General features: G+C 45.4%; 10 protein-coding genes. 3 read left to right on the top strand and 7 right to left on the bottom strand.

Annotated elements, in window-relative coordinates; genetic code table 11:
* The 6 genes from tkt to ACQEXS_RS20170 all read right to left on the bottom strand — a co-directional run bounded on the left by tkt (position 1) and on the right by ACQEXS_RS20170 (position 6,515).
* A complete protein-coding gene (gene tkt, locus ACQEXS_RS20145; protein ID WP_427014991.1) occupies positions 1-1,995 on the bottom strand; it encodes a transketolase in 1,995 nt (664 codons plus the stop codon).
* Between the two features lie 11 nt (positions 1,996-2,006).
* On the bottom strand, positions 2,007-2,960 hold the full coding sequence (gene tal, locus ACQEXS_RS20150) for a transaldolase (protein ID WP_427014992.1): 954 nt from the start codon (positions 2,958-2,960) through the stop codon (positions 2,007-2,009).
* Between the two features lie 4 nt (positions 2,961-2,964).
* Entirely contained in the window at positions 2,965-3,699 is a 735-nt protein-coding gene (locus ACQEXS_RS20155; RefSeq protein ID WP_427014993.1) for an HAD family hydrolase, read from the bottom strand.
* Positions 3,700-3,719: 20 nt separating this feature from the next.
* Positions 3,720-4,877 (bottom strand): iron-containing alcohol dehydrogenase, encoded by a 1,158-nt coding sequence (locus ACQEXS_RS20160; protein WP_427014994.1) that lies wholly within the window; start codon positions 4,875-4,877, stop codon positions 3,720-3,722.
* Between the two features lie 69 nt (positions 4,878-4,946).
* The gene (locus ACQEXS_RS20165; protein ID WP_427014995.1) at positions 4,947-5,663 is read right to left on the bottom strand and encodes a ribulose-phosphate 3-epimerase; all 717 of its coding nucleotides are present in this window, start codon (positions 5,661-5,663) and stop codon (positions 4,947-4,949) included.
* A gap of 9 nt (positions 5,664-5,672) precedes the next feature.
* Positions 5,673-6,515 carry an HAD family hydrolase gene (locus ACQEXS_RS20170; protein ID WP_427014996.1) on the bottom strand — a complete coding sequence of 281 codons (843 nt, stop codon included), beginning with the start codon at positions 6,513-6,515 and terminating at the stop codon, positions 5,673-5,675.
* Positions 6,516-6,725: 210 nt separating this feature from the next.
* On the opposite strand from ACQEXS_RS20170, the gene ulaR reads away from it, so the two are divergent.
* Positions 6,726-7,502: an HTH-type transcriptional regulator UlaR gene (gene ulaR, locus ACQEXS_RS20175; RefSeq protein ID WP_427014997.1), complete on the top strand. Its 777-nt coding sequence runs from the start codon at positions 6,726-6,728 to the stop codon at positions 7,500-7,502.
* A gap of 30 nt (positions 7,503-7,532) precedes the next feature.
* Here ulaR and ACQEXS_RS20180 read toward each other — a convergent pair whose 3' ends face one another.
* On the bottom strand, positions 7,533-7,889 hold the full coding sequence (locus ACQEXS_RS20180) for a YibL family ribosome-associated protein (protein ID WP_367990455.1): 357 nt from the start codon (positions 7,887-7,889) through the stop codon (positions 7,533-7,535).
* 139 nt (positions 7,890-8,028) lie between these two features.
* On the opposite strand from ACQEXS_RS20180, the gene ACQEXS_RS20185 reads away from it, so the two are divergent.
* Both ACQEXS_RS20185 and ACQEXS_RS20190 read left to right on the top strand, forming a co-directional pair.
* Positions 8,029-8,802 carry a DUF4344 domain-containing metallopeptidase gene (locus ACQEXS_RS20185; RefSeq protein ID WP_427014998.1) on the top strand — a complete coding sequence of 258 codons (774 nt, stop codon included), beginning with the start codon at positions 8,029-8,031 and terminating at the stop codon, positions 8,800-8,802.
* Positions 8,803-9,064: 262 nt separating this feature from the next.
* Positions 9,065-10,726 carry a methyl-accepting chemotaxis protein gene (locus ACQEXS_RS20190; protein WP_427011950.1) on the top strand — a complete coding sequence of 554 codons (1,662 nt, stop codon included), beginning with the start codon at positions 9,065-9,067 and terminating at the stop codon, positions 10,724-10,726.
* Positions 10,727-11,004 lie beyond the last annotated feature (278 nt).

Raw genomic sequence — 11,004 nt, forward strand, 5'->3', positions numbered from 1 at the left:
TTACTTCTCCAATACCGCGTGTGCTTTCGCGACGACGTTCTCTACCGTAAAGCCGTACATTTCAAATAGCTGATCTGCTGGTGCAGACTCACCAAATGTCGTCATACCGATGATGTCGCCGTTAAGGCCGGTGTATTTAAACCAGTAGTCAGCAATACCCGCTTCAATCGCAATACGCTTACTAACCGATGCTGGTAGAACTTGCTCACGATACTCAGCCGATTGCGCTTCAAACAGGTCTGTCGATGGCATAGAGACGACACGACAACGAACGTTAGCAAGCTGTTCTTTCGCCTGCATTGCCAGTGCCACTTCAGAGCCTGTAGCAATCAAAATTAGCTCTGGCTGACCGTCGCAATCTGACAAGATATAACCGCCTTTTGCGACATCATTGAGCGTTGCTTGATCGCGTTCGAATTGAATAAGGTTTTGGCGAGAGAAAATCAGTGATGTTGGGCCATCTTTGCGCTCAATCGCTGACTTCCAAGCTACTGCGGTTTCCACTTGGTCACATGGACGCCATGTGCTCATGTTTGGCGTTAAACGCAGTGACGCGATTTGCTCTACAGGTTGGTGCGTTGGGCCATCTTCACCTAAACCGATAGAGTCATGGGTATAAACAAAGATACTGCGCTGCTTCATCAATGCTGCCATGCGCAGTGCATTACGCGCGTATTCCATAAACATCAGGAAGGTGCCACCATAAGGGATAAAACCGCCGTGCAGAGCAATGCCATTCATCATCGCTGACATAGCAAACTCACGTACGCCATAGCTTAGGTAGTTACCTGACGCATCTTGCGCAGAGATGGCTTTAGAACCAGACCAGTTAGTTAAGTTTGATGGCGTTAAATCTGCCGAACCACCTAAGAATTCCGGTAAGTGAGCACCGAACGCTTCAATCGCGTTTTGTGATGCTTTACGTGTTGCGATCGTCGCAGGGTTGGCTTGCAGTGTTGCGATTACATCTTGGCTGATTTGCTGCCAGTTTTCTGGAAGCTCACCTTCTACGCGGCGCTTATATTCTGCTGCGAGTTCTGGGAACGCTTGCTGATAAGCATCAAAACGGTTTTGCCATTGCGCTTGAGCATCTTTGCCCGCGTCTTTGCCATCCCACTCAGAATAAATATCCGCTGGAATCTCAAACGGCGCGTAATCCCAACCTAGGTTTTCGCGCACTAATGCCACTTCATCTTCACCCAATGGTGCACCGTGGCAATCATGGCTTGCTGATTTATTTGGCGAACCAAAGCCGATAATGGTTTTACAACAGATCAATGTCGGCTTATCTGTCTCTGCTTGCGCTTCTAGAATCGCCTTGCGGATTGCTTCGGCATTATGACCATCCACATCAGCGATAACATGCCAGCCGTACGCTTCAAATCGTTTTGGCGTATCGTCAGAGAACCAACCTTCGACTTCACCATCAATTGAAATGCCGTTGTCATCCCAGAACGCAACCAGCTTGCCTAAGCCGAGTGTGCCCGCCAGTGAACACGCCTCATGAGAAATACCTTCCATCATGCAGCCATCACCCATAAACACGTAGGTAAAGTGGTCAACGATGTCATGACCCGGACGGTTAAATTGCTCACCCAACACTTTTTCAGCCAACGCCATACCAACACCATTGGTAATGCCCTGACCTAGTGGCCCTGTCGTGGTTTCGATACCCGGCGCATAGCCGTACTCTGGGTGGCCCGCTGTTTTAGCGTGAAGCTGACGGAATGATTTGATGTCTTCCATCGTTAAGTCATAACCCGTAAGGTGCAGCAAGCTGTAGATCAGCATTGAGCCGTGACCATTAGACAAAATGAAACGGTCACGATCAGACCAAGTTGGATCGGTTGGGTTGTGTTTTAGAAAGTCGCGCCACAACACTTCGGCGATATCTGCCATCCCCATCGGGGCACCTGGGTGACCAGAACCTGCTTTTTGCACGGCGTCCATGCTAAGAACGCGAATTGTATCTGCCAGTTTAGAACGAGTAATCATAGCCAAACTCCTTACAGACGCGCTTCGATCATGGCTTCTAGTTTGCCCTGATCGACTGCAAAATTACGGATACCTTCAGACAGCTTTTCAGTCGCCATTGGGTCTTGGTTCATTTCCCAGCGGAACTCGGCTTCTGTCATCACTTGAGGGGCAGATTTCACTTCATCACGCGCTGCAAACAGTGTTGGGTCTACCTCGCCTTGCTGCGCTGCAAGCTCATCAAGAATCGCAGGACCAATGGTTAAGCGGTCACAACCTGTCAGAGCTAGCACTTCATCCGCATTACGGAAACTTGCCCCCATCACCACAGTGTTGTAGCCGTGATCTTTGTAGTAGTTGTAGATATTAGAAACCGAGACCACACCAGGGTCTTCATGGGGCAGGTACTCTTTCTTATCCGTATTGGTTTTGTACCAATCAAGGATACGACCAACAAATGGTGAGATAAGATACGCGCCAGCTTCAGCGCATGCTTTTGCCTGCGCAAAGTTAAACAATAGAGTCAGGTTACAGTTGATCCCTTCTTGCTCTAGTACTTCCGCCGCGCGAATGCCTTCCCACGTCGACGCCAATTTGATCAAGATACGCTCTTTCTCAATCCCTGCCTCTTGGTACATCGCAATCAATTTGCGCGCTTTCACTAGGCTTGCTTCTTTATCAAACGATAAACGCGCGTCTACCTCTGTTGAAATACGGCCAGGGACGGTTTTTAAAATCTCTACGCCAATGTTGACGGCAAGCTTGTCGCTGGCATCAACCAATTGCTGCGTTTTGTCAGTACTTTGCTGCTTTGCCCATGCTACGGCATCTACAATCAAGTGATCGTATTGAGGCATCTCGGCTGCTTTTAACACGAGTGAAGGGTTAGTGGTGGCATCTTGAGGTTGGAAAGCGGCAATAGCATCAATGTCACCGGTATCGGCAACCACAGTGGTGTACTTTTTCAGTTGTTCTAATTTATTCATGATTCTATCTCGATAAATGATCAATTAAATTTGCTAGCGATAACTGGCTCATAGACGACAACACCAAGGTGGCGTGAGAAACATCCAAATGCCGGGTTAAGAGGTTGGTTACCGCAACTGTTGAAATACCTGCTGATCGAGCCGCTGTAATTCCCGGAGGGGAATCTTCAAAGGCAATGGCTTGATGAGCAGAGACTCCAAGCTGTTTCAAACTAGCAAGGTACACATCAGGACAAGGTTTTCGGCGCTCAAGAGCGATCTCTTCCGCACCAGTAAAGCAGTCAAAGTAATGTTCTAACTTCAGACGTTTTAGAATTGGAAGATAATGCTCACGTTCAGAACTTGTTGCCAACGCAAGCTTAAGCCGCTTTTGTTTGGCAAAATCTAAATAATCACGAACACCTTCCCGCTCCGTTAGGGTTTCGATGTGTTGATAGGCAGTCTTCAAGACTTGTTCTTGTATTTGCTGATCAGACATTGAATAACCAACATGATAGCGGTAAAGGTGGTAAAGAGCGGTTGCTGGCGCTGAGCTCCCAACTAGCCCAGCAACCTGGAGAGGCGAAACATCTACGCCGTATGGCTTCATCAAAGCTTCCCACGCTTTGAACATACAGCTTTCCGTATCGACTAAAAGACCATCAAAGTCAAAAATCAGTGCCTTAAAACGATCACAATCCATGTCCTCTCTTTCCACACTGGCTTGGTTTCGTTCTATTGCATTCATTTTGCCTTCCATGACCTAAACTCCTATTTTCGTTACACCAAACTCGCGTGCAGAATGGACTTCATCTCTTCAGCCGAAGTTAATGGCAAATCAAAACAAAACGCGGGCTCCAATCGCTCTACATCTTGTTGTGTGACTCCCACTTGTGTCAGGTTAGACTCCAACCCAATTTGCGACAGAAACGCTACCAAGTGTTCTGCTAACGATTGCGCTTTTTCTTCAGTGCTTCCCACGGCACCAAAGAGTTCGGCAACTTGTGCATAACGTTCTGGTTGTTTGCGCCATTGCAGTTGAACATAAGCCGGATATACCACGGCCAAGGTCAAGCCATGAGGCAAGTTGGTTTTCTGACTGCCTAAGATTTCTCCTAAAGGATGCGGCGCACCCGCACCACCGTTCGCGAGGGATATTCCCCCCAATGTATCTGCGGTTGCAAGCGCACAGCGCCCTTGGATATCTGAACCATTTGCCACCACATTAGGTAGGTTTTCCACAACCAGCTTCATTGCTTGCAATGCTAATTGGTCAACAAACGGAGATGGCCTTGTGCCCGTAAAAGATTCAAATGCATGTGAAAATGCATCAAACCCTGTCATGGCCGTCATTCTAGGAGGAAGCGTCAACATCAACTCAGGATCGATCACGGCTTCAAGCGGGAAAAATTCCGGATGAAATAAAGTCAGTTTTGCGTGCTGTTCAATGTTGGTGATCACTGCCGCTTGCGTGACCTGCGAACCAGTCCCCGAAGTTGTTGGGACAGCAATTAGCGGCACAACAGGAGCAGGTAAATCGGCGATATCACCAAATGGTGAGTCGTACGTTGCAAACCAATGCGCCCAATCCAACGACTGCGTGTTGATTGTTGCAGCAATAATTTTTGCAGTATCAATCGATGAGCCTCCACCCACCGCAAGCACGACATCACACCCAGCAACTTGAGCCATTTGACGCCCTTGCTCAACTACCGTGGTCGGTGGATTCGGCACAACGCCATCAAAATGCGTAATGCTGATACCTTCTTTTTCTAGTAGCGCAAAAATACGCTCATACGCAGGTTTAACGGCGTCAAAGATAGGTTCAGAAACAACAAGACAACGCTGCCCATACTGAGCTACCAACTGACCAATTTTTTGAACTTCACCCGGACCAAACGTCAATTTAGTCGGTTGATAATGTTGAAATCGTGTCATGACAATATCCTTGGTCAAGGTGCCGAGCCGGAGCATATAGGGGCATCAGCCCGACACCATTTATCGGAATTAAGCAGAAGTTGCTTCTGCTGCGACATTCTTCTCCGCTTGATCTAACGCGGCACGGAAATCATGCACACCAGCAGTAATGCCTTTTTCATGACCAAAGATGTTGGTTGATGCCACCATCACGTCAATGTCTTCTTTAAGTAGCGCTTCTAAGTTATGGTTACGAATACCGCCATCAACACACAATTCACAGTTCGGGTTACGTTCATTAATCAATTCACGGGCTTCACGGATCATGGCGATCGCAGACTCACGCCATAGCCACTCATCATTGTTTACACCATGGATAACAATGTGCAGACGATCTAGGTAATAAATCGCTTCTTTAACGAAAGAAACTGGCGTGAAACAGCCAACAGTTAGACCAAACTTCATGTTGTAGTCGCGGCAATACTTCATCATGTAAGCCAATGGCGCGCCTAAGAAGTTCTCAGCAGGTAGGATCAACATGTCTGCACCCGCCGCTGCAATTTTTTCAACAAACAGACGATCACAATCTTTGAAATACGCATGCACTTCGATTGGTTTATCCGTGTACTGACGAATGCCTTCAACGATTTGGTGGCCACCCATTAACTGCATGTTTTTTAGATCATGCATATCTGCTGCATCACAGTGAATGTAGTCTGCACCCGCATCAGAAACTTCCTTTACGATGTCCGCCATGTGGCCGTAATCAACGTGCGCTAGACCTGCAGCAATTTTTACTTTTTTCATGAGATTTCCTTAGTAGCTATATGAGTGTTGGCATGTGTGTTGACCTTCACGAATGATGAGTCGTAAATATTGGCCAATGCCGCAACCGTTGTTATCTGTGATGATGAGGTTGGCAAGTCCACGCAGTGTAGGACTCGCATTTTCCATCGCAACAGGCTCTCCGACGACGTTGAATAAAGAGATATCGTTGTCGCCGTCACCAAAAGCGATGGTCAAATTAGGATTCAAATGTTGGCTTTCTAGCCATAATGAAGCGGAGTGCCCTTTGTTCACACCAAGGCAGGTGATGTCTAATTTGTTTGGTGTTGAGAGATCCGCTTGAAGCGTATTTCTTAAAGCATCTCGAAGTTCACATAACGCCAGTTTGTCACTGCTCGAAACCAATACTTTGTAGACATCACCACACACTGACTGCAACTCAACTAATGACGGGATCAGTGCCATATTGCTTGATACGCTTAACTGCACCATCTGTTGTTTCAAACCATCGAAGTGCTTAGAGGCGTGAGTGGCATAAATACCGTTTTGCGCATATATCGTAAAATCGAAATGACCTAAATTGAGGGTTGTCAGCAACTCAGCAAGTTGCTGTGCATTAAACGCTTTGACATTTCTATGAACATTCTTGACCGTGTCGTAGTGATAAGCACCATTACAGCAAATCAAAGGAGCGTGAATACCAAGTTGTTTTGCGAACGGCAGCATCAAATCATGAGGACGCCCGCTGGCTAACGTCACGTGATAGCCTGCTTTTAGGGCTTGCTGAATCGCTTCTGCATTGTTCGCACTAATCTGGTTGTGATCATTTAGTAAGGTTCCATCTAAATCGATGATGACAGCTTGATACTTCACCTTGGCCTCCCGTGACTCTTTGTGACGCAAAATAAATATAAACAGTCAAAATGGGTCAAGTAAAGTCACAAATGACTTTTAATGACCTAATTTAAGCTAGAGATCACAAAAAGACGTCACGAACAGTTCAAAAAACGTCACAATAAAAAATAAATTGCTCAAAACGTCAAAAGTAGTCAAAATAATTCAAAACAGAATTAGGATATAACAATGAATGAAGCCCAACGTCACCGAAAGCTATTGAATTACCTGGATAGTCACACCTTTATTACCACTAATGATTACGTCAATATGTTGGATATCTCACTGTCCACAGCAAGACGAGATATCACCAAACTTGCCGAAGATGGCAAGCTGAAGAAAATTCGTAATGGTGCTGAAGCCTTGAGCAATGAAGATCAGTCAGGCACATCACATACACCTAGTAGCTTTATCCCACACGATAGTAATATTGACTTTATTGACGCCAAGAAAAGAATTGCGAAAGCAGCTGCGGAGCTTTGTGAAGAACACGACAGCATTATTGTTAGTGGAAGCAACACAACTTTCCTTATGGGCCAGTACCTTGCTAAGCGAGATGTACAAGTGGTGACAAACTTCATGCCGTTGGCCCATCATTTGATCATCCAAGATCACCACAATATTATTATTCTTGGTGGCCAATACTTACCTGAACGCCAAATCACCATTTCACCAGACGCCGAAGCAGCCGACGACCATAAAAGCCGCTTTGTATTCTTTACCGGTACTGGTGTCACCCCATCAGGTGTCCATACTTCCGATCTGTTGGTGTATATGGCAGAGAGAAAGTTGCTTGAGTACGGCGCACGTCCGGTGGCACTTATTGACAGTAGCAAGGTTGGAAAGCATGGTGGGAAATTGCTTGTTAACGCCAGTCAACTAGATACGTTGATCACCGATGAGCAAGCTGATCGAGAAGTGCTTGATGCCTTAAGAGAAGCCGGTGTAAATATTATTGTGGTGTAATATGAAAAAAGCGCCGATTGGCGCTTTTTTTTAGAATTTCTTCGGAGCAAATCCGGTCATCACATTCAAATGTAACTCTTTACCAAGCTTGGTCATTGGGTGTACTACCACGAGCCCTTTTACCGATTTCTTCAACTTTCCAAGATCCGCTTGTTCTGCTTTCGTGATCTCACGAGAAAATGGCATATCCAGTAAGCTCTTGCGCTCTTTGTTCATGTCATATTTTTGCTTACTTTTTAAAGAGTTTGCTTTCTTTTCCAGCTTTGCCAAATCATCAGTAAACTTACTGATCATCTCATTATCGCCACGAGCTTGGGCAGCATTGAGCTTGTGTCGGCAAGTATCAATGCGGTTATTCAACTGCTGGATTTCATTTTTTAAGCTCATGATTTCGACTCTTTATCGGTAAATGGGCGCGGAGTATAACACGAAGCCGCATGGCTCTCTATTTCTACAGGCATAAGCCGCTATTTTATGTCAGTATTGACGGTAAATATAAATAAACCAACGTTTATAAGGATAACTTATGCGCGTCGCCGTAACCTTACCGTTACTGATTTCAGTTTTATCGCCTGCCGCCCTTGCTCAACAAAATATTATCATCGACTACACCGTCCCTCAGTCACAAGAGGAGCACAACATCAAAGTGCGACTAAAACAAAGCGGCGTGAATGACACTGTTATAGCCCTTTCAGAACAGTACTTTCCCTTCAATCAAACGCTAACCATTCAATATGGTGGTCAAGAGGGTCCGATGTACGATCCACAAAGTCATAAAGTGCATATCCCCTATTCTTTTTACAGCGAAGCCTTAGGCCACTTCACCAAAAATAAGTACGCCGAGCGATTTGGTAAACCAGAGAAAGAAGGTGTGATAGACACCATTCTTCACACGCTTCTACATGAAGCTGGCCATGCCTATATTGCTGACCAAAATATTCCCGTTTTAGGTAAAGAAGAAGATGCTGTCGATAATTTTGCCGCCGTTTTAATGCTGCACTATGTCGACGGTGGTGCGGATGCCGCGATCAGCGCTGCTGATATGTTCGCATTTGAGTCAGAGGATCGGCCAGATTATTACGATTTTGGGGAGTATATTGACGAACATAGCTTCGATCTTCAGCGATATTTCTCCACCTTGTGCTTAGTTTATGGCAGCGCCCCAGAAAAACATCAATCGCTACTTGATGAAATCGAAAATGACTATTTGACTGAACGAAAAGAATTTTGCATCTACCAATTTGACGCCATCAGTACTAACTGGCATCACTACTTCAAACAAGAACAAAATACGGATTAATTTGCTAGAGGTAGCCATAAACTACCTCTTTTTGATTAGAATAGTTAAAACCATCTAAACCCATGATTTTTATACGGTTTCAAACCACCCCGCCATTAGAACTAAAGTCTAATCTCATTTTCTAAACAAATAGTTCAAGATTCATCTTCATTGGTCGAAAAATTAGCTAACCTTTAGTTTATAAAATCACCTAAACCGAAGGCAAAACACAACAATCATAAATGCCATCATAAACGGCTATATAAAAAGACAGGATGTACCTATGAGTCTAACTATTAGAACCCGACTTTATGTTCTCTCGCTTGTGCCTCTACTCGTAATAGCACTAGGTATGCTTACGTTTACCTATATGAAAACGACAGAATTAAACGATCAACAAATCGAAGTGACCCGCTCTAACATGATGAACATGAAAAAAGCGGAGTTAAAAAACTATATTCAAATGGCAAAATCCGCCGTTCAGCCATTCTTGGACCGTGGTGCCACTCTGGAAGAAGCGCTACCAACACTAAAGCAACTTGAATACGGTGAATCAGGTTATGTCTTTGGTTACGACTCTAAAGGGGTACGAGTCGTTGTGGGTAAAAGTGACAAAGGCGTCGGCGACAATTTCTATAACCTTCAAGACAAACAAGGTAATTATTTAATCCAAGATCTGTTAAAGAACGCCAAAACTGGTGACTTCACCACTTATTACTTCCCTAAGCCAGGTCAAACTGAAGCACTACCTAAATTGAGCTACTCCATTTTTGTTCCTGAATGGGATTTAATGCTGGGAACTGGTTTCTACACGGATGATATCGATGCAATCGTCAAAGAGATGGAAGATGCCACCACTGAGGCGCTGCAAACAACACTGTCTGCCATCATCGTCTTTTGCTTGGTTATCGCTTTAGGGGTTGCGGCCTTCGCAGTTGCAGTAAATCGCACCATTATGCGCCCACTCGAATTATTTGATGCTTCAATCAGCTCTTTTGCCAGTGGTGATGCCGACCTAACGGCACGTATGGAGAATTTCAAAGCTCCTGAATTTGCAAAACTTAGCCAAAATTTCAATGCCTTTGTCGAAAGCCTTCAACAGATCATTCGCCAAGTGAGCCAAGCAGGCCAGCAAGTCGTAGCTGAGACCGACAACATGTCTCACCGTGCAGCGCAAGTGGATGAAATTGCTTCTGGTCAACGATCTGAAACAGAGCAAGTGGCAACAGCAATGACCGAAATGACAACAACCGCACAAGAGATCTCAAGCAACGCCAATCAAGCCGCACAATCAGCAAGGGATGCCGATGACAACGCCAAAGATGCCCAAAATATTGTGAATTCTGCTGCGAAATCCGTTGAGAGTTTAGCCGGTGAAGTATCTCAAGCTAATGACGTAGTTTCACGACTAGAAGGTGACGTACAGAATATTTCCTCTTCATTGGAGGTGATTCAAGACATTGCAGAACAGACCAACTTGCTTGCGTTAAATGCAGCCATTGAGGCCGCTCGAGCCGGAGAACAAGGTCGCGGATTTGCCGTCGTTGCCGACGAAGTTCGTAAACTTGCCAGCAGAACACAAGACAGTACTGGCGAAATTCACCAAATGATAGAGCAGTTGAAGGCCGCTTCTGATGCCGCTGTAAAAGCTATGGAATCGAGTCAAAACCGCAGTGCCAGCACCGTGGAAGAAGCCAATGCCGCCGCAGAAGCACTGGTTAAAATTCAACAATCTATTGGTACTATCATGGACATGAACTCACTCATCGCAACTGCGACAGAGGAGCAAAGTATTGTCGGACAAGAAATCTCACAGCGTGTCGTGGTTATCTCAGACCAAAGCTCTCAATCTGCCGACCTCGCCAACGAGAACCGTGCCGGTAGCCAAAACCTCAACCATACCGCTAACGAGTTGTACGACTTGGTTGCACGATTCAAAGTTTAAACCGATATTTACACTGTAAAATATAGCCACGGTGAACACCGTGGCTTTTTTATACCGCTTCTCTTTCACATAAACTTGCCTGTAGAAGCAATAACTTGCTCAAAACCGGGCAGCTTATTGCTTCGCTCAACCTAACTCACTGATTCTATGGCCCTTAATCCTTGGCATCCCCCTTGCTCTATCCCCTTCGTTCAATCACAAACTCATTCAAAAATGGATTAAAGGAAGGATTACGATGCCAACTCCATGTTATATCTCTATCGAAGGTCAGGTTCAGG

It is taken from the genome of Vibrio sp. TRT 17S01 (assembly GCF_050113695.1).
GTDB lineage: Bacteria > Pseudomonadota > Gammaproteobacteria > Enterobacterales > Vibrionaceae > Vibrio.